The sequence below is a fragment of the Burkholderia cepacia genome (genome assembly GCF_029962485.1).
Classification (GTDB): domain Bacteria; phylum Pseudomonadota; class Gammaproteobacteria; order Burkholderiales; family Burkholderiaceae; genus Burkholderia.
On record NZ_CP073637.1, the window covers coordinates 2460351 to 2480330 of the forward strand.

Sequence of the window (19980 nt, forward strand, 5' to 3'; positions counted from 1 at the left end):
CGTCAAGGCATGAAATCGCCGCCGTTCGCGTCGAGCGTCGCGCCCGTCACCGCGTTCGCGTAGTCGGACGCGAGAAACAGTGCCGCACGCGCGCAATCGTCGTCGGTCGGCAGCTTCGCGAGCGCAATATTAGACGCGATCGGCGCAATGATCTGCTCTTCCGTCATCCCGTATTCGGCGGCCGCCTGCCGGAAATACGTCTGCGTCGGCACGCCCCACATCCAGCCCATGTGGATGCTGTTCGCGCGAATGCCGTGCACACCGAGTTCGCGCGCCAGGTATTTTGCCGCAACCGACAGCGCCCCTTTCGATACAGCGTAGCCGCCCTCGCCTGCAAACGGCTTGCGGGTCGCCTGCGTATTGATCATCACGATCGCGCCGCGCTGCTGCCGCTTCATGTGCGGCACGACTTCCTGCGTCAGCGCCATCGTACCGAACACATTGGTGTCGAACACCGCGCGCCAGCCGTCGAGGTCGGCTTCTTCCATCGGTTCCGGAAACGTGCCGTGCACGAACGCGCTGTTCACGAGCGCGTCGATCCGGCCGAAACGCTCGACGGCCCGCGTCGCAAGTTGCCGGCATTGCATGCGGTCTGTGATGTCGGTCTTCACCTTCAGCACGTCGCAATCGACGCCGAGCGCGCGGATCCGCGCTTGCGCGTCGTCGAGCTTTTCCATCGTGCGCGCGGCAACGACCACGCCGCGCGCACCTTCGCGTGCGGCCTCGACCGCGAGCTTCACACCGAGCCCCGGCCCGATCCCGGAAATCACGACGATCTTGTCTTTCAGCAACATGGGTTGTCTCCTGGTTGTCGTTCGTCTCGCGGGCGCGGCCGTCAGCCGGCCGCCCGCAGGTGCCGCGCGCGATACGCGGCGAAGTCGTGCGCGAGCTGCGCGTCGGTAAAGCCGAAGCGCGCGATCGAATAGTCGTGCGCGGCGCGCTTGTCGCGGCCGTTACGCGCCATCCAGTCGGTCATCGCCGCGCGCTGCGCGGCATCGAGCGGCATGCCGGCAAACGCATACACGGCCTCGGCAACGCCGAGCGGATTCGACACCGTGTCCTCGAATCGCACGTCGAGGAACCGGTCGGCCGGCAGCGCGTCGCGTGCCACCATCGCCGCGCTGATCGCGCGCGCCATCCCCGCGTTCCACTGCGCGCCGACGGCGAGCGGATCGGGATCGTCGGCATACATCTGCCACAGCGTGTGCGCCATGCTCGCCATCGACGGAATCGTCTGCGCGGGATCGCGGTGCGTGAGCACGACCTGCGCGCGCGGAAACACGCGGCACAGCACGTCGATCGCATGCAGGTGCTGCGGCGTCTTCAGCAGCCAGCGCTGCGCCGGCGCAATACCGCGCCGCGCCTTCTGCCACTGCAGGAACTGCAGCATCCGCTTCAGGTACGTGTAGACCGGCGTGAGATCCTGCCGCGCGAGCCACGCCGTGTAGCGCGGTACGTTCGCGTACGAATCCATCGCGCACACGAACGAATGCTCCATCAGCATGAACTCCTCGTCGGCGAGCATCGCATCGAGCGGATGGATCGTCAGGATCTGCGGAATGCAGTCGACCATCATCGCGACCTCGGCCTGCGCACGCGCGATGCGCACGGCCGGCGCGTCGAGCGTCTCGCCGGCGAGCGGCGCCGGGTAGCGCGTTTCCCACCATGCAGCCGAATGAAAGCGCGGATCCACGGCCAGCAGCCGCTGCAGCAGCGTCGTACCCGTGCGCGGCAGGCCGACGATCACGAGCGGATCGTCGATCGCGATGTCCGCAATTTCCGGATGACGCACGAAGTAATCCTCGACGACGAGCCGGTTCACGAGCTGGCCGACGAGCTTCTCGCGCATCATCTGCGCGCCGCGTGCGGACAGCTTCGCTTCGTCGATCAGCGATGCGCACATCACGTCGAGCGCCTCGCGATACGGCCCGTCGCCGAACACGGCGAGCCCGCCCGTGCGCGATACGGCCTCGGCGATCAGGCCGTCAGGAGCCAGCAGCGTACGAATCTGGTCGAGCGGCGCGTTCATGCGGCCTCCTTCAGCGTGGCGAGCTTCACGACGCGCGTGCGCGGATGCACCGGTTGCGCCGCGCCGACCCAGCGCCAGCAGATCGTGCCGGTGCGATGTCCGGCCGTATCGAGCCAGTTCGCGTCGCCCGGCCGCGCGGCCGCGACGACGACCGTCACGCCGCCGTCGGCATTCAACCGTGCGCTGTGCTTGTTCACGCAGATGTCGAAGTGCCGGTAGTCGAGCGACTCCATCCAGTAGTTGTTGAGCTGCACGTTCCAGAAGTCGCAGTCGGGCACCGTGTCGACGTCGATCACGAGCGCCTCGTCGTCGGCCAGCGCCCAGCACGAGTGGTAGTAGTAGATGTTCGGGTCGCCGCCGACCGACTGGCACAGCGCCTGATCGGCGGGCGGCAGTGCGTTCACGTGCGACCGGTAGCTCGCGGCCCAGTCCGCGAACAGCTTCGACGTCTGCTCGACGAATTGCGCGGCGCGCGTGAGGCCGCCCTGCAGCACGAGCGGATCGAGCGGCGCCGGCCGAGCGTCGGCGCCGATGCGCTCGATCTTCAGTTGCGCAGGCGTTTCCGTGCGCCGGTCGAGGAAGGTCTGGCGCACCAGCAGCGCGTTCGTGCCCGGCTCCATGCGCACCCAGTTCCCCGCGCGCGGCGTCTCGCCCAGCACGATCTCGAAGCTGCCGTCCGGTGCGATCTCCAGCTGTTTCGCGTCGAGAAAGCCCGTCTGCAGCATCTTGCCGTCGGTTTCGTAGCCGCCCTTCTGCGTGCCGAAGCTCAGGTACGCGACCGTGCCGCGCCGCCCCGTCACGCGATATTCACAGCGGCCGTCGAGGCGCGCGTACTGGTACAGGTTGTCGGGATTGTCCGCGCCGATCTTCGCGGTCTCGTGCGACGGCGAGAAAAAGCCGGGCCATGCGCCGTCCGCGAACTCGACGTGCATTTCGAGCGCGATGCGCATCAGCCGGCTCAGGTAGCGGAAGCCTTCCGCGCGTGTCAGCGGATCGTCCGGCGCTTCGGCGCGCAGGATCTGTTGTCCGCTGCGTTTCAGGGTGTCGCAGAAATCGGCCCAGGTCTGGCCCGAAAGCAATTGCGTGGCACGTGTGTCGTCCGTCATATGTCGTCTCCGCCGATGGTCGAGCGCTCACCTTAAGCGCCGCCGCCGCGCGCCACTTCGTCCGGGTGGACTAAGGAAAGATCCGCTCCACCGCCGCATGCTGGTTTAGTCCACCCGGACGAAGAGCGGCATGCCGCTCGCTCGATACCGTTGGCGTCATGCACGAAACGCCGCACATGTCGCGCGGCACCGGCATGAAACAAGGAGACGAACGATGTTGACCCACTTGGAGCGGCTGGAGGCCGAAAGCATCCACATCATGCGCGAGGTGGTGGCCGAGAGCGAGAACCCGGTGATGCTGTATTCGATCGGCAAGGACAGCTCGGTCATGCTGCATCTCGCGATGAAGGCGTTCTACCCGGCGAAGCCGCCCTTTCCGCTGCTGCACGTCGATACGACGTGGAAATTCCGCGAAATGATCGCGTTTCGCGACGAGACGGCCGCGCGCCTCGGCCTCGACCTGCGCGTGCACATCAACCCCGAGGGCGTCGAGAACGACATCAACCCGTTCACGCACGGCTCGGCTGTGCACACCGACGTGTGGAAGACGCAGGGGCTCAAGCAGGCGCTCGATCACTACGGCTTCGACGCCGCGTTCGGTGGCGCGCGCCGCGACGAGGAGAAATCGCGCGCGAAGGAGCGCATCGTATCGCTGCGCTCGGAACAGCACCGCTGGGACCCGAAGCGCCAGCGCCCGGAGCTCTGGTCGCTGTACAACGCGCGCAAACGCAAGGGTGAAAGCCTGCGCGTGTTCCCGATCTCGAACTGGACCGAGCTCGACATCTGGCAGTACATCCAGCTTCACGACATTCCGATCGTGCCGCTCTACTACGCGAAGGAACGGCCCGTCGTCGAACGCGACGGCGCGTTGATCATGGTCGACGATGAACGATTGCCGCTGCGCGACGGCGAGCAGCCGCAGATGCGCAAGGTGCGCTTTCGCACGCTCGGCTGCTATCCGCTGACGGGCGCGATCGACAGCGATGCGAGCTCGCTCGACGACATCCTGCAGGAAATGCGCGAGACGCGCACATCCGAGCGTCAAGGACGACTGATCGACAGCGATTCGGCCGGTTCGATGGAAAAGAAGAAACAGGAGGGATATTTCTGATGGCACACGTACTCATTGCGCCCGACGAGCTCGCGCGCCACACCCCCGAAGCGCCCGCGACCGGCGACGCGCCCACGCAAACCCAGGACCTGCTGCGGTTCATCACGTGCGGCAGCGTCGACGACGGCAAGAGCACGCTGATCGGCCGCCTGCTGTACGAGTCGAACATGCTGTTCGACGACCAGCTCACGCAGCTCGAAGCCGATTCGAAGAAGGTCGGCACGCAAGGCGGCGAACTCGATTTCGCGCTGCTCGTCGACGGCCTGTCGGCCGAGCGCGAGCAAGGGATCACGATCGACGTCGCGTACCGCTTCTTCGCGACCGCACGACGCAAGTTCATCGTCGCCGATACGCCCGGCCACGAGCAGTACACGCGCAACATGATCACCGGCGCGTCGACCGCCGATCTCGCGGTGATCCTGATCGATGCGCGCAAGGGCGTGCTCACGCAGACGCGCCGCCATAGCCATCTCGTCGCGCTGATCGGCATCAAGCGCGTCGTGCTCGCGATCAACAAGATGGATCTGGTCGACTACGACCGGGCCGTGTTCGACCGCATCGACGCCGACTATCGCGCGTTCGCGGCCGAACTCGGGCTCGCGGACATCGTCAGTATCCCGATGTCGGCGCTGCGCGGCGACAACGTGATCGCGCCAAGCGCGCGGATGCCGTGGTACACCGGAGCGTCGCTGATGCAGCATCTCGACCACCTGCCGCTCGCCGCGCGCGTGACGCGCGATGAACCGTTCCGGCTGCCCGTGCAGTGGGTCAACCGTCCGCACCTGAACTTCCGTGGTTATGCGGGCAGCATCGCGTCGGGCGAGATCCGCGTCGGCGAGCGCGTGCGCGTGCTGCCGTCCGGCAAGGAGAGCCGTGTCGCATCGGTGATCACGCAAAGCGGCGACAACGACATCGCGCGCGCCGGCGACGCAGTGACGCTCACGCTCGCCGACGAAATCGACATCAGTCGTGGCGACATGATCGCGAGCGCCGACGCACCGCCGGAAGTCGCCGACCAGTTCGAGGCGACGCTCGTGTGGATGCACGACGAGCCGATGCTGCCCGGCCGCCCGTATCTCGTGAAGCTCGGCACGCAGACGGTCGGCGCGACCTGCGCGACGCCGAAGTACAAGATCGACGTGAACACGCGCGAGCATCTCGCCGCGCGCACGCTCGCGCTCAACGAGATCGGCGTGTGCAACCTGAGCTTCGACCGGCCCGTCGCGTTCGATCCGTACGACCGCAACCGTCATACGGGCGGCTTCATCGTGATCGACCGCTTCACCAACGACACGGTCGGCGCCGGGATGCTCCACTTCGCGCTGCGCCGCGCGCACAACGTGCACTGGCAGGCCGTCGACGTCGATCGCGACGCGCGCGCGATGCAGAAGGCGCAGACACCGCGCATCGTGTGGCTGACGGGGCTGTCGGGCGCCGGCAAGTCGACGATCGCGAACCTCGTCGAGAAGCGGCTGCACGCGCTCGGCAAGCACACGTACCTGCTTGACGGCGACAACGTGCGGCACGGGCTCAATCGCGATCTCGGCTTCACCGAGGCCGATCGCGTGGAGAACATCCGGCGCGTTTCCGAAGTCGCACGGCTGATGCTCGACGCGGGGCTCATCACGCTCGTGTCGTTCATCTCGCCGTTCCGCGCGGAACGCGAGATGGCCCGCGCGCTCGTCGGTCCCGACGAATTCGTCGAAGTGTTCGTCGACACGCCGCTCTCGGTCGCCGAGGAGCGCGATCCGAAGGGGCTGTACAAGAAGGCGCGGCGCGGCGAGCTGAAGCACTTCACGGGCATCGACTCGCCGTACGAGCCGCCCGCGCAGCCCGAACTGCGCGTCGACACGGTGGCCGAGTCGCCGGAGGAAGCCGCCGACCGCATCGTCGCGTACCTGCTGCGCGAGCGCGCGGCCTAAGCGCCGCAGGCGGGCGGCCCGATGGTTGCCCGCCTGCCCGCGTCGTCTACTCCGTTCGGATGACGCGGGCCGCCAGCCGGCCGGTATGCTGGTCCGGGAACCCCTCATCCCGACCAAGGAGAACACGAGCATGCGGATCGCGCTGGCGCCCGGCGATACGGCCACGCACGACGGCTTCGATGACGCGGCCTGGACGGCGCGCGAACTCAGCGCGTGGCTCGGGCTCGTCTATCAGGGGCCGTCGGAAGCGACGCCGTGGGCCGGCTTTCTCGAAGCGGCTCGCGTGCGGCTCGACGCGAGCTTCACGACGCTCGTGCTGCGCAATCCGGGCGGCGCACGGCACGGGCTCATCATCAACGCGTCGACGCACGGCCCGCTGCTGCCCGGCGAGCCGTCGTACAGCGAGCAGTTCTATGCGCTGTGCCCGTTTCTCGACCAACCGCCTGGCCAGGTCTTCACGGCCGACCGGCTGTTCGGCGAAACCGCATGGCGCGCGCACGACTTCTACCGGCAGTACCTGCAGCCGCTCGACCTGCGCTACATCCTCGGTGCGAACCTGCGCGGCGAACGCGGCGTCGAGTGCGCGTTCTTCGTGAGCCGCGCACACGGCAGCCGCGATTTCGACGCCGCCGAGCGCGCGCAGGTCGCGACGCTGCTGCCGCACTTGCAGCGCGCGGTCGAGCTGCATGCGGCATTCGATGTGCTCGATGCCGAACGCGCGCTGTACGCGGGCACCGTCGACCGGCTCGATGTCGGCACCGCGATCGTCGACGAGGACGGCCGTGTGATCAAGCGCAACCGCATCGCCGAACGGCTGATCGAGCAGCAGGACGGGCTGTGCGTACGCCAGGAGCGGCTCCACGCGTCGTGCCCGCTCGACGAGCGCCGGCTGCAAAAGGCGCTGCAGGCCGCGCTCGAGCATTTCCGCGCCGGTGCGCTCACGCGCATCGAAGCCACCACGCTGTCGCGCCCCGGCGGCGCAATGCCGCTGAGCGTGCTACTGCGCCCGCTCGCGCCCTATCGCGGCGCCGAGGACCGCCAGCACCGGCCGGCCGTCGCGGTGTTCGTGCGCGATCCCGCGTCGTCGCCGCAGACGTCGCGCGACATGCTGCACCGGCTGTTCCGGCTCACGCCGATGGAAACCGAGATCGCGCTGCTGCTCGTCGACGGGCTGACGCTCGACGAAGCGGCCGCCGCGACGGGCATCACGAAGAACACCGCCCGTGCGCACCTGCGCGGCATCTTCGCGAAAACGGGCGCGACACGGCAGGCCGTGCTCGTGAAGACGCTGCTCAACAGCGTCGTGTCGATGGCGTAGCGCGTCAGCGGCCAAGCGCTGGTTGGTCGGCGCTATCCTGACTCAGGTCATACGTCATCAGACATTGACGATCATCACACCAGCCTCGTGAAATTCCCCAATATTTGGGCTTTCTCGGGTAAACCCGCGACGTCTTCATCCGCACTCAGGCGTACCATGTCATACGACGACATACTACATCGACTGCTACCCAGACGCCGACGCGGGCCGCCGCCCCGTCCGCCGCCGCCCGACCGGAGACACCCTTGAACCCGCCCTCGTCCGCCCTGCCCGGCCGCGACCCGCTCGCGTCCGCCGTCTCGAAAGTGAAGTGGCACGTGCTGCCGCTCGTGCTGATCATGTTCATCGCGAACTACATCGACCGCGTGAACGTCGGCTTCGTCGATCGCCACCTCGAAGCGTCCATCGGCATCGGCGCAGCGGCGTACGGGCTCGGCGCCGGGTTGTTCTTCGTCGGTTATGCGTTGTTCGAAGTGCCGTCTAACCTGTTGATGCAGCGTTACGGCGCACGCGTGTGGCTCGCCCGCATCATGGCGACGTGGGGCATCGTCGCGGCCGCGATGGCGTTCGTATGGAACGACACGTCGTTCTACACGCTGCGCTTCCTGCTCGGCGTGGCCGAGGCCGGTTTCTTCCCGGGCGTCGTGCTGTACCTGTCGCAATGGCTGCCGCCGCAGGAGCGCGGCAAGGCGATGGCAATCTTCCTCGGCGGCTCCGCGTTCGCGTCGGTGCTGTCCGGGCCCGTGACCGGCGCGTTGCTGTCGATCCGCGGCTTCGGCCTCGAAGGCTGGCAGTGGATGTTCCTGATCGAGGGGCTGTTCTCGGTCGCGCTGTGCGGCGCGAGCTGGCTGCTGCTGAAATCGCATATCCGCGACGCGACGTGGCTCACGGCCGAAGAACGCACGGCGCTTCAGAACGCGCTCGACGAGGAACGCGCGGCGCGCGACGTACGCTCGAACGTGCCGGTGCGCGCCACCGCGCTGCTGCGCGACCCGCAGATCATGCTGTTCTGCTTCCTGTACTTCTCGATCCAGCTGACGATCTACGCGGCCACGTTCTGGCTGCCGACGATCATCCGCAAGATGGGTGGCCTCACCGATTTCCAGGTCGGCCTGTACAACACGATTCCGTGGATGATCGCGATCGGCGCAATGTACGGCTTCGCCGTGCTGTCGTCGAAGTGGAAGCACCCGCAGCGCTGGCTCGCCTGTGCGCTCGTGCTCGCCGCCTGCGGGCTGTTCGCGTCGACGTCGCACGATCCGGTGTGGTCGTTCGCGTCGATCTGCTTCGCCGCGCTCGGCTTCAAGGCCGCGTCGTCGCTGTTCTGGCCGATCCCGCAAGGCTATCTCGACACGCGCGTGGCCGCGGCCGTGATCGCGCTGATCAACTCGGTCGGCAACCTCGGTGGTTTCGTCGCGCCGACGGCGTTCGGCTATCTGAAGCAACATACGGGTTCGATCACGGGCGGCCTGTATGCGCTCGCGATCGCTTCGCTCGTCGCCGCGGTCGCCGCGCTGTTCGCTCGCACGCACCGGCGCAGCGATCCGCCGCGTGGCCTGCCGGCCGACGCATCCTTCACGAACACTTCGATGCTCCGCCATGCCGAACACTGACCGCCTGACCGTCGTCGTCTCGAATGCCGCCGACGGCGACCTCGCCACGTTCTCCCTCGCCGGCGACGGTACACTCGCGCCGCTCGCGCGCTACCCGGCGGCCGACGTCGCGATGCCGATCGCCGTACAGGCCGACCACGCGCGGCTGTACGTCGCGACGCGCGGCGAACAGCCGACGATCGTCGCCTTCCGCATCGCCGTCACGGGTGCGCTCGCGCGCATCGGCACGACCGCGATCGACGCGAGCCACGCGTACCTGTCGCTCGACCGCAGCGGCCGCTGGCTGCTCGGCGCGTCGTACGGCGGGAATTCGCTGAGCCTCTACGACGCCGCGCGCATCCGCGACGGCGACGGTACGCCGCTGCAGGTCGCGGGCGGCATCGCGAACGCGCACTCGGTGATCGTGTCGCCGGACAACCGTTTCGCGTACGTCAGCTCGCTCGGCTCGGATCGCGTGTTCGGCTTCGCGCTCGTCGAGGATGCGGCCGGCCTGCGTGCGGTCGAGCACGGCGAAACGCGCGTGCCGGCCGGTTTCGGCCCGCGTCACCTGCAGTTCGCGGATGACGGCCGCACGCTCATCGTCGTCAGCGAATTCCAGGCCACGCTCGCGACCTTTGCACGCGACCCCGACACCGGACGGCTCGGCGATGCGCACGTGAGCCCGCGCCATCCGACCGTCGCCGAACTCACGCCAGGCCATGCGCGGCCGCCAGCACCCGCCGAGCCTTCCGTCTGGGCCGCCGACCTGCACCTGACGCCCGACGAACGCTTCGCGTATGTCAGCGAGCGCACGTCGAGCCGCCTGCTCTGCTATCGCCGCAACGAAGACGGGGCGTTCGAACCCGCTCACGCGACGGCGACCGAGACGCAGCCGCGCGGGTTCGCGATCGATCCGTCGGGACGCTGGCTCGTCGCCTGCGGCGAACAGTCGGAACACGTGGCGGTGTATGCAATCGCACCGGACGACGGTGCGCTGACGCCGCACGCACGCGTGCCGGGCGGACGCGGCGCGAACTGGATCGCGATCGTCTGAGAAAGGGAAACGTGGGGCATGAATCGGCAGGCCCGCCACGCAGGCCGGTGCACGCCCGCGTTCAGCGCCGCTCGCTCGGCGCGACGCCCGTCCAGCGCTTGAACGCTCGCGTGAAGTTCGCGCGATCCGTATAACCGACGCGCGCCGCGATCTCGTCGACCGGCAGGCGCGTGCCTTCGAGCAGCCGCAGCGCGTCGCGCAACCGGATCTCGTCGAGCAGCGCCGAATAGGTCGCACCGTAATCGGCGAGCTTGCGCTTGAGCGTGCGCGCCGACACATGGAGTTCGCGCGCAACGTCGTCGACCGACGGATAGCCGTCGTCGCCGCAGATCAGCAGATTGCGCACGCGCTCGACGATGCTCTCCGCATAGCCGAGCCGCGCGAGTTCGGCCTCGCACTGCTGGACGATCATCTGCGCGGTCTGCGCGTTCGCGGTGCCGATCGGCTCGTCGAGCAGCGCGACGTCGCAACGGATACGGTTCGCGCTCGCATCGAAATGGCAGCGCGGCAGCCGCGCGCGATAACGCTCGAACCACGGCGGCTCGGGCCATTCGAAGTGAAGTTCGGCACGCGACTGGAGCGTGCGGCCAGGTGCCGGATACAGCAGCGAATTGAACAGGATCGCGGTCTCGACCAGGAAGTTCTCGACCGCGAACTGACGCAGCCTGCCGAGCGGAAACGCTTCGAGCACGTCGATGTCGACGATGCCGTCGAGCTGCGCGAGCCGCACCGAGAAGAACGGCACGCGCGTCGGCAGGTAGCGGATGCCGAGCGCGATCGCCTCGCCGAGCGTCGCGCAGCTCATCAGCCCGAAGCCGATCAGCCCCGCTTTCGTCAGGCTGCTGCGCAGGCCGATCTCGATTGCAATTGACGGATCGTCCGTCGCGTCGAGCAGATTGAACACGATCGCCGCCTGCTGCAGCGGCGTGATGCGCGCATCGGGCTGCGCGAGCCGGTCGCGCTCGACGCCCGAGCCGGCGAGAATGCGGCCGCCGTCGATGCCGCGCTCCTCGGCCAGCATCAGCATGAACAACGCATACGCGGACGACACCGTCGCCTTGTTCAACTGGCGCGCGGCATCCGGGACGGACAGGACCATGCGGCGGACTCCGGAGCGGTTTCGGCGGATTGTAGCGTCGCTGGCCCGCAATGACACCACGGCGGCACTCTAGCCCGGCGGCCAGCGTGGCCCGAAATGACACCGTCATTGGCACGGGCGGCCCTCGCATGCGGTCCGGCGGGCGCCTATGCTTGTCACATCGGCATTGCGCCCTACTCTTTCCGCACGGATTCCGGTCGATGAGCCAACCCGCACGAACCGTCTTTCGCCACGACGCAGACAAGGTCGCGTACGTCCGTCGCGAAGTCAACGCCGCGAGCGATGCGATCCGCGCACGCTTTCCGCTGCTCGACAACCAGAACCTCGTCGGCGCGACCGTGATGGCCGTGTCGGTGAGCGCGATGCTCGCGATCGCATGGCTGTATGCGCGCGGCACGATCGCGTGGTACGTCGCGTTGCCGCTCGCCGCGTTCGTCACGTCGCTGATCCACGAGCTCGAGCACGACCTGATCCACCTGATGTACTTCAAGAAGACGCCGTGGGCCTATCACCTGATGATGGCGCTGTGCTGGCTCACGCGGCCCGGCACGATCAACCCGTGGACGCGGCGGCGCATGCACCTGCATCACCACAAGGTGTCGGGCGGCGAATCGGATCTCGAGGAATTCGGCATCACGAATGGCGAACGCTGGGGCGTGAAGCGCCTGCTGATGATCGCCGACGGCATGCTCGCCGTCGTGCTGCGGCCGGCCGCGATGCGTCGCAAGGTGAAGCAGTACGTGGCCGCGCAACCGGTGCAGGATCCGTCGGAACGCCTGCAGCTGCGCGTCGAGCAGGTGTCGTCGTACATGCCGGTCGGTCACCTGTATTACGCGCTGTGGCATGCGTTCATCGTCTATCACGTCGGCCTGTTCGCGCTGCATGCGTTCGGCTACGCGGTGACGGTGCCGGCCGTCGTCGAGCGCGTGATGAATGTCGTCGACTTCCTCGCGGTGGTGTGGCTCGGGCCGAACTTCGTGCGCAGCTTCTGCATCAACTTCGTCAGCTCGAACATGCACTACTTCGGCGACATCGATTCGCGCAACGTGATCCAGCAAACGCAGGTGCTGAACCCGTGGTGGATGGTGCCGTTCCAGCTGTTCTGCTTCAATTTCGGCAGCACGCACGCGATCCATCACTTCGTGGTGCGCGATCCGTTCTACATCCGGCAACTGACCGTGCGCACCGCGCATGCGGCGTTACGTGAAGTCGGCGTGCGCTTCAACGACGTCGGCACGTTCGCGCGTGCGAATCGCTGGGGCGGTTATCGTCCGTCGCGCGTTCCGCGTCAGGCACCGGCCGACGCGTAACGCGCCAAATCATTCGCCGATCGGCGGCATCGGGCCCTGCCCGCGGATCCACGACCAGTTCGCGAGTTCGGCCATTTCCTTGTCGCCGCGGCTGTCGCCGTACGCGAACAACTGCTTCGGCGGCCGGTTGCCCCACCATCCGCGCAGCCGCACGACCTTCTGCGGCCCCCAGCAGTTCTCACCGTCGAGCCGACCGGCGAACCTGCCGCCCTCGAACGCAAGCTGCGTCGCGAGCACCGCATCGAAGCCGGCCGTCTTCGCCCACTTCTCCAGATACAGCGACGGCGACGCGCTCACCAGCACGACTTCGTGCCCGCGCGCCCGATGCTCGCGAATGCGGTCGAGCATTTCCGGACGCACGAGGCCCGGCAGATAGCTGTCGACGAACGTGCGCGCCTGCGCATCGAGCGCGTCCTTGCGGATCGGCCCGAATGCGAACGACGCGAACTTCGCCTTCGCGTCGCCGCGCGACAGCAGCCCGGCCTTCATCGCGATGATCCACGGCAACGCGCGCAGCCCGGCCCATGCAAAGCGCGGCGTGCCGACCGCGTAGCGGACGAAATGGCGAAAGCTGTCGGTAGTCGTGATGGTGCCGTCGAAATCGAACGCGGCGACGATGCGGTCAGTCATGGAGAATCGGCGGGAAAGCGATGGAATGCCCGGGAAGATAGCAGACTCGCGGCGCCACGCGCGAAACGCCGTGATGCGGCATGGCCGGGCAGCGGCTGCACGCGCCGCCATGCGCATGGCCGCCGTGCCGTTTGCTCAGCGCTGCGGCCGCGCGGCGAATGCCGCCGGCAGCACGACGTTCATCAGGTGATCGGCGCGCGACAGCAGATCGGTCACGCGCTCGTCGAGCCCGCGCAATTGCGCGGGTTGCATGCGGATCTGCTGCACCGCCTGCCCGACGATGTTGCGACGGTCGAACAGCGTGCGCTCGACGCCGGCGTCGTCCGGTGCGCGCACGACGTCCGACACCGCGCTCAGCGCCGCAAGCACGACCACGAGGTTTTCTTCCGCATGGCGGACCTTCGCGGCGAGTTCCTCGGTGCGGCGCGGGAAGAAGCCGAGCGACTGCTTGAGCGCACCGAGCGCCGCGCGGTAGTCGACCTGCCCCGACGCCGCGCCGAACCAGCGGTCGAACATGCCGGCCTTGCGCGTCGCCTGTGCGAGCATCCCGGCCATCATGTCGGCCGCGCCAAGTTCGTTGAATTCGCGCGTCGTCGCCGCGACGGCTTCGACGAGATTGCCGGCCGTCTCCAGCGCGCCGTCGCCGATCGTCGCGACCGTCGCGAGCTTCAACGGCAGCAGTTGCCGGATGTGCCGCTCGATGCGCGGCGCGTAGTCGGGATAGAGATTCGGGAAGCTGGCCTGCGCGGCGCGGAAGCAGGCCTCGAGCTGCGGATGGTTCGATTCGCCGAACAGCGCGCGGCCGACCGCTTCGGCCGGCGCCGCGCGCGCGGCTTGATCGGACGCCGGTGCCGGCCCGAAGTCGAGCGCCTGCGGCGCCGGCCGCTCGGACGCACGCGCGACCGGTGCACCGGCCGCGGGCGGTGCGTCGAACGCAAGACGCCCGGGCGTGCGCTCGGGCGTCGTATCGAACTCGAGCTGCTTCGGCTCGTCGGACGGATTCGTCATTGCCGCTTCCTGCCCGGCGCGGCGGTGTTCCGCACGCCGGGCTGCCGCCAGTCAGACCGCGCCGCCGTACGCGCGCACGAAATCGCCGAGGCCACGGTTGTAGCCGGCACCGACCGCCTTGAACATGAAATGGCCGTCGCGGCGATAGAAGCTGCCGACCTGCACCGACGTCTCCATCGAGAAGTCTTCCTCGAGCGCGTACTTCGCGATCACCGCGCCCGTCACCTCGTCGGCAATCTGGATGTAGCTGTTGCGCACCTGCCCGAAATTCTGGCGACGCGCTTCAGCCTGGTCGATCGTCACGACCACCGAGATTTCCTCGATGTCGGCCGCGAGCTTCGTCACGTCGATGAAGATCACTTCGTCGTCGCCTTCGCCGCTGCCCGTGCGGTTGTCACCGCTATGCACGACGCCCAGGCACTTCGACGCAGGCATTCCGCGCTTCGGGAAATCGTCGCCCGGCTGGATGAAGGTGTCCTTGCGCTCCATCGTGCGCACTTCGCTGTTGTAGAACACGAAGTGCTGATCCGAGATCAGCCTCGGATTGCTCTGCGCGTCGTACTTGCACAGGAACACCGACACGTCGAGATCGAAGTCCGTGCCCGTGTCCGTCGCGTTCGCGTCCCAACCGAGACCGATGCGGAATTTCTGCGTGCCGGGCGCTTCCTTCGACAGGTTGACGCGACCGCCTTTCGACAAATTGATCATCTGAACCTCTTCTGCTGGAACCGCCGTTGCGCCGGCGGCGATGCCGGGCCGCACGGCGCGGCCCTTCGTTGATGGTTTTCGTGACGCGCGCTTATTCGCCCGCCACCGCGGTGCGGTCTTCCCTGCGCTGCACAATGATCGACGACCACACGGCCGCGGCGATCATCGCCGCGCCGATCAGGCCGGTGACGACCTCGGGTACCTCGAACTTCACGCCGAGGAACATGATCGTTGCGAGCGCACCGATCGCCCAGAACGCACCGTGCTCGAGAAAGCGGTACTGCGCGAGCGTGCCCTTCTTCAGCAGCACGAGCGTCATCTCCCGGATGTAGGCCGCGCCGACGCCGAGGCCGAGCGCGATCAGGAAGATGTTGTTCGACAGTGCGAATGCGCCGATCACGCCGTCGAAGCTGAACGACGAATCGAGCACTTCGAGATACATGAAACCCGCGACGCCTTCGCGCACCACGCGTGTGCCCGTCTCGCCGCCGCCGACCAAGTCGCCCACGCCGTGCGCGATCACGAAGCCGATCACGCCGAACGCGCCCGCGAGCAGGAAGCTGACCTGCTCGGCTGCCGGCACGTAGAACGACGCGACGATCACGATCGCGAGCGTCAGCGCCACTTCGAGCGCGGTGATGCGGCCGAGATGGCGCATCGGGCCTTCGAGGAAGCCGATCCAGTGCTCGTCCTTCTCGGTGTCGAGCATGAACTTGAAGAACACCATCAGCAGGAACGCGCCGCCGAACGCCGACACCTCATGATGCGCGGACGTCAGCACGGCCGCGTACTTCTCGGGCGACTCGATCGCGAGCGTCAGCGCATCCCACAGGCCGATGTGGCCGATCACCGCGACGATCAGCAGCGGGAACACGAGCCGCATGCCGAACACCGCGACCGGCAGGCCGAACACCATGAAGCGGTTGCGCCACTTCTCCGACCAGTTCTTCAGCACCGATGCGTTGACGACCGCGTTGTCGAGCGACAGCGAAATTTCGAGCACGCACAGGACCGCGACGATCAGCATGTCCTTCACGCCGCCGAGGAGATAGGCCGCGATCAGCGCGAGCACCGTGAGCGACAACGGGATCTTGAAGTCTTTCAACATGATGGGGTAATCGAGTTCAGAAAAATGGGCGTGCGGGCCGCGCTTACTTCGCGCGCACCCAGTCGCAGAATTCCTGCGTGATCAGCTGTTCGTAGATCTGTTCGTCGCTGATATTCAGCGATTCGAGATGCAGGAAGCCGACGTTCGGCATTTCGTCCGCGATTTCCGCGAGGAAGCCGAATTCGCTCGGATCGCCGACGCCGACGAGCGACCAGTACAGCGGGAAATGCTGCGACTCGGCCAGCAGCTGACGCACGCGCTTGCGGTCGTTCTTCGGGTTCTGGCCGTCGGTGACGAACAGCACCCATGCGGGCAGATGGCCGTTCACCGGCGCGGAGGCGGCCTGCGCGGACGTGTCGTCCGCACTGCCGAACAGCCGGCTCAGAAAACCGCGCTTTGCTTCGCGCTTCGGCTCCGGCGCACGGAAGAAGAAGTCGACGATGTCGTTCATCACCGGCGCGTACTGCGTGCCGCCCCACTTCTCGATCCGTGCCTCGAGCACGTGATCGGAGATGTACGAGCCGTAGTTGTCCGGCGTCGCGGTCGGCAGGCGGTCGTAGCCTTCGGTGAAGGTCCACGTGTCGACTTCGCCGTTGTCGTCGAACTTCAGCGCGATGCCGAGGATCCGGTCGTGCGTCTCCTGGATCACGCCCGACTGGTACAGCGGCTTCGCGGAACCCGAGATGTCGAGCGCCGCGCCGACACGCACGACGGGCGGCTTCAGGATCTGGCGTTTTTCGAGGACGATCGCGACCTTCGCCGCGCGTTTCTCAAGCGTAATCATGCGGTGTTCTCTCAGTTCTCTCAGTTGTGCTTCGGAGCGAATCGGGTGATCAGGTCCTGTTCGAGCTGGCGCAGGCGCGGCGCGTCCTGCTCGCGCTGGCACTTGCCGTCGGCGATGATCTGCGTGATGTCGTCGAACGCACCGAACAGCTGCTGCTGCGCGTATTCGAACGTATCGGTCGAGATCACCGGACGCTGGCCGAGCTTCGCGACTTCCTGCGCGTTCTGGCGGTTCAGGTCGGCCTGCGCGCGGATCGCCTCGTCGGCCGCGTCGTACGTCGCGTTCGCGAGCGCCGCCGCGCGCTTCGTGCTGAGCTGCTCGAGGTAGAGCGCGAACGCGTTGGTCCACGCGGGGATCAGCACGGTCTTGATCGTCATGAACTTCGATGTCAGCGTGCGTTTCTGGTCCTGCTCCATCCGGATCTGCGGCGCGAGCTGCTTCGACATCAGCATTGCGCGATCGAGGTCGTCGAGCTTGCTTTCGAGCGCGTCGACCTTGCGCTTCACGTCGAGCAGGCGCTGCGCGGCGAACGCATCGTCCGCCGGCTGCTGGCCGGCCGCCAGATGCGCGCGCAGCGTCGCGAGCGCCGTTTCGCCGTGCGCCTTCGACTGTGCGAGCTCCTGGTGCAGCGCGTAGTTGTCGTTGTACATCCGTTCGAGCTCGTCGATGCCGGCCTTCTGCCGCTGCGCATGGTTTTCGAGCTCGACGACGAGCGTATCCATCCGCTTGCTCACCGACTCGTATTGCGACAGCAGCTTCTCCTTGGTCGAGCGGAACAGCCGCGTGACCTGCGTGAGCAGCCCGCCCTTGTCTGCGCCGCGCGGGTCAAGCCCCTTCGCGGTCGCGATCAGTTCGTTGAGCTTGTCGCCGAACTGGTCGGCATCCGACGCGCGAACGCTCGCGAGAATCTGCTGGGAGAAGGCCGCGATCCGCGTGCCCTGCGTCGCGCCGAGCTGATCGATCTCGTCGACGGTGATCAGGCGCGCATGCTCCGTCGGCTGTGCGCCCGGCACGACGACGTTGGCGACGGCGGCAGGCATTGCGACGGGTGACAAAGACGGGGTGGAAGGACGGACGCTTACCGCATCGGATTTCTTGTCATCGAATAGCGGCTTCATGTGGCTACCACGTTTCCTTTTCTGCTTTTTGCTACGTGTTGTCGTCGTGCGCGCAAGGCGCGCATCCGCGATTGCCGTCGTGCTCTCTCACGGGCGGCAGACGGACAATAAATGGCGACGGTGCGGCGCGTCAAGCGATGTCAATCTTTCAATAACCATACGCTTCGTAATATATTCGACAAAAATCTCGGCGATGCTTCTTGTGACCTCGAGGCCAATGCCTTGATGGAGCGAGAATCCGGATTTCTCGCGAAGTGTCGGCAACGAAAAACAGAAAGTATTTTGAAAGATTGCGCCTCTCACCATTCCGCAGATAATTACATGTTGATTAACGCCGAGAGGACGTTGTCGCCACGCACGGCCGGCGGTGAATCCGCCGATGCCTGCCGTGCGCACATGCGATGTATTGCGGCAGTCGCCTGCGCCAGGTCCTACTCCGAATAACCTTGCGACGCTGGACGCGCATCGTGACGGCGACCCCACCACGGCAAGTACGCGTTGTTTCCACCGCGTGCCCGGAACCAGTCCTTGCTGGCGTCGATCGGTGTCAGCTTCGACGGCGCAACGACGACCACTGCAGTCGGATGCTCGGTGTCAGTCGTTCCCGCCACGAGCACGTTTCCACCGAGGTGATTCGCGCGGCCGATCGCGAGCGCCACGTTGGTCAAGGCTGCACCGGCCCCCATGTCACCGAGTAACGCCGCGGTGTTGAAGGTCTGTCCGCGAAGGTCGCTTTCCGGCAGGGCTTCCGCGAGTCCTTGCAAGAGGGGCGCAGCCCTTGCCGACGCGGCATCGCGACCCTTGCCTGCGTCATGAATGACGTAGTTCAGCGACGAGACGGTGACACCCGCATTGCGTGCCGCCGCATCGATAATCGTCGATCTCCATGCATGTGCCGCACGGTTTGCATCGGTGCTCCCGTCGAAATCCCGAAGGTCGCTCTGTGCGGCCTTGCCGATCCAGGCGAGCGGCTCACGGTCGGTCTTCAAGCCCGGACCAGCGAGAAACAGCACCACCATGTTTTCGTTGATCTGTTCGTCTTGCGGCGGGAAACTGGGTGCGTCCCAGTTCATCACCCATGCGCTTTTGTCGGGGTGCGCAGCGAGATAGTCCAGCGCGGCGTTCAGCGACGTGAAGCCGGCGTTTCCCTGGCCCGACGTCACGCGCACATCGGGCGGCGTGTCACGGCTCCAAAGATTTTTTGCGGACGGGTTGCCGATTTCATACGCATTCACCATTTCGTCGCGCAAGAACGCTCCGGCAGCGACCGGGTCGAGGCGGCCGGCGGGAAGTGCAAACTCGACACGTACCCCGGCCAGCTCGCGCCACTCTCTCTTGTGCTTCGAGCTGACAGTGTAAAAATAATCCGGGTTCATCACATAGCGCGTCCGAAACAACACAAGAAGTTCGCGAATATATTTCTTGTAGAAACCCACGAACGACTCGCGCCCCCACCGCCCGTCCGCCACGATAGAGATCGGCTGCAACGTCGAGTATTTTTGGGGCTTTGTCCGCACCATATCGTCATTGCTGTTCGGCTTCACCAACCCGAGCGTCCACAGCAACTGCCACTCGGTCGGATAGTCGCGACGCTGCAACGGATTGAGCCATTCAAGTCCGACAACCTGGGCAACGAACGGCGCGGCGGACACACCTTCGACAGATTGCGCCGGCGCGGCACTCGTCTCAGCCCGCAACGGCGAGCCCGACAAGAGGACGGCCATGACGAATGAGACGAGCCCAATGCGTCTTGCAAGAGTGATGCGATGCATGGATATCCCCGGTCGACCCTGCCAACGACGACTACCGGTTCGGCAATTCATTCCCGTCCGGACGTCGCCAGACTCGAAATCAGCGTCGCGCCACACGATGTCTTGTGACCATCGAATGCGGCGGGTTTTCCGTCGACGATGACCTGCGGATCGCCTTCGGCGATAAAGCAGGCCTGATGGCCCGCGATCGGGCAGACACACGTATCACCGAGTCGGGCGACCGGACGCCCCATCACCTCACTGACCGCGCTGCCGGTCACGACCTGACCGCCATGGCTCGTCGCATCACCGACTCGAATGATTCCGCGCAT

18 protein-coding genes are annotated in these 19980 nt (G+C 66.4%); 6 read left to right on the top strand and 12 right to left on the bottom strand.

Annotated features, from left to right (window positions below; all coding sequences use genetic code 11):
* Positions 1-2: 2 nt before the first annotated feature.
* From KEC55_RS11455 to KEC55_RS11465, 3 genes are read right to left on the bottom strand one after another with little or no spacing between them, the layout of a single operon-like run.
* A complete protein-coding gene (locus KEC55_RS11455) occupies positions 3-794 on the bottom strand; it encodes an SDR family oxidoreductase (protein ID WP_282505568.1) in 792 nt (263 codons plus the stop codon).
* Between the two features lie 41 nt (positions 795-835).
* The gene (locus KEC55_RS11460; protein WP_282505569.1) at positions 836-2029 is read right to left on the bottom strand and encodes a sulfotransferase family protein; all 1194 of its coding nucleotides are present in this window, start codon (positions 2027-2029) and stop codon (positions 836-838) included.
* On the bottom strand, positions 2026-3135 hold the full coding sequence (locus KEC55_RS11465; protein ID WP_282505570.1) for a DUF1214 domain-containing protein: 1110 nt from the start codon (positions 3133-3135) through the stop codon (positions 2026-2028). Before KEC55_RS11465 ends, KEC55_RS11460 begins: the two co-directional genes overlap by 4 nt.
* A gap of 130 nt (positions 3136-3265) precedes the next feature.
* Between KEC55_RS11465 and cysD the strand changes: the two genes are divergently transcribed.
* From cysD to KEC55_RS11490, 5 genes are all read left to right on the top strand, one after another.
* Complete coding sequence (gene cysD, locus KEC55_RS11470; RefSeq protein WP_282505571.1) at positions 3266-4246, top strand: sulfate adenylyltransferase subunit CysD; 981 nt, start codon at positions 3266-3268, stop codon at positions 4244-4246.
* The gene (gene cysN / locus KEC55_RS11475; RefSeq protein ID WP_282505572.1) at positions 4246-6168 is read left to right on the top strand and encodes a sulfate adenylyltransferase subunit CysN; all 1923 of its coding nucleotides are present in this window, start codon (positions 4246-4248) and stop codon (positions 6166-6168) included. Before cysD ends, cysN begins: the two co-directional genes overlap by 1 nt.
* A gap of 130 nt (positions 6169-6298) precedes the next feature.
* Positions 6299-7486, top strand: coding sequence for a helix-turn-helix transcriptional regulator (locus KEC55_RS11480; protein ID WP_176051595.1), 1188 nt, complete (start codon positions 6299-6301; stop codon positions 7484-7486).
* A gap of 245 nt (positions 7487-7731) precedes the next feature.
* On the top strand, positions 7732-9099 hold the full coding sequence (locus KEC55_RS11485; protein WP_282505573.1) for an MFS transporter: 1368 nt from the start codon (positions 7732-7734) through the stop codon (positions 9097-9099).
* Positions 9086-10132, top strand: a complete 1047-nt coding sequence (locus tag KEC55_RS11490; protein ID WP_282505574.1) for a lactonase family protein — start codon at positions 9086-9088, stop codon at positions 10130-10132. The genes KEC55_RS11485 and KEC55_RS11490 overlap by 14 nt, the downstream gene beginning before the upstream one ends.
* Positions 10133-10193: 61 nt before the next feature.
* Here the strand turns inward: KEC55_RS11490 and KEC55_RS11495 are convergent, their stop codons facing one another.
* Positions 10194-11231 (bottom strand): AraC family transcriptional regulator, encoded by a 1038-nt coding sequence (locus KEC55_RS11495; protein ID WP_282505575.1) that lies wholly within the window; start codon positions 11229-11231, stop codon positions 10194-10196.
* Between the two features lie 200 nt (positions 11232-11431).
* Here KEC55_RS11495 and KEC55_RS11500 point away from each other — a divergent pair, with 200 nt between their 5' ends.
* Positions 11432-12541, top strand: coding sequence for a fatty acid desaturase (locus KEC55_RS11500; protein ID WP_282505576.1), 1110 nt, complete (start codon positions 11432-11434; stop codon positions 12539-12541).
* Positions 12542-12550: 9 nt separating this feature from the next.
* Here KEC55_RS11500 and KEC55_RS11505 read toward each other — a convergent pair whose 3' ends face one another.
* The 8 genes from KEC55_RS11505 to KEC55_RS11540 all read right to left on the bottom strand — a co-directional run bounded on the left by KEC55_RS11505 (position 12551) and on the right by KEC55_RS11540 (position 19980).
* On the bottom strand, positions 12551-13171 hold the full coding sequence (locus tag KEC55_RS11505) for an HAD family hydrolase (protein ID WP_282505577.1): 621 nt from the start codon (positions 13169-13171) through the stop codon (positions 12551-12553).
* Positions 13172-13306: 135 nt separating this feature from the next.
* Positions 13307-14179 (bottom strand): hypothetical protein, encoded by an 873-nt coding sequence (locus KEC55_RS11510; RefSeq protein WP_282505578.1) that lies wholly within the window; start codon positions 14177-14179, stop codon positions 13307-13309.
* A 51-nt stretch (positions 14180-14230) separates the two neighbouring features.
* A complete protein-coding gene (locus tag KEC55_RS11515; RefSeq protein ID WP_282505579.1) occupies positions 14231-14887 on the bottom strand; it encodes a TerD family protein in 657 nt (218 codons plus the stop codon).
* 91 nt (positions 14888-14978) lie between these two features.
* On the bottom strand, positions 14979-15995 hold the full coding sequence (locus KEC55_RS11520; protein WP_282505580.1) for a DUF475 domain-containing protein: 1017 nt from the start codon (positions 15993-15995) through the stop codon (positions 14979-14981).
* A gap of 43 nt (positions 15996-16038) precedes the next feature.
* Entirely contained in the window at positions 16039-16779 is a 741-nt protein-coding gene (locus tag KEC55_RS11525; RefSeq protein WP_282505581.1) for a VWA domain-containing protein, read from the bottom strand.
* A gap of 20 nt (positions 16780-16799) precedes the next feature.
* Positions 16800-17897 (bottom strand): toxic anion resistance protein, encoded by a 1098-nt coding sequence (locus KEC55_RS11530; RefSeq protein ID WP_282505582.1) that lies wholly within the window; start codon positions 17895-17897, stop codon positions 16800-16802.
* Between the two features lie 431 nt (positions 17898-18328).
* A complete protein-coding gene (locus KEC55_RS11535; protein WP_282505583.1) occupies positions 18329-19669 on the bottom strand; it encodes a virulence factor in 1341 nt (446 codons plus the stop codon).
* A gap of 47 nt (positions 19670-19716) precedes the next feature.
* A complete protein-coding gene (locus tag KEC55_RS11540) occupies positions 19717-19980 on the bottom strand; it encodes a PAAR domain-containing protein (protein ID WP_282505584.1) in 264 nt (87 codons plus the stop codon).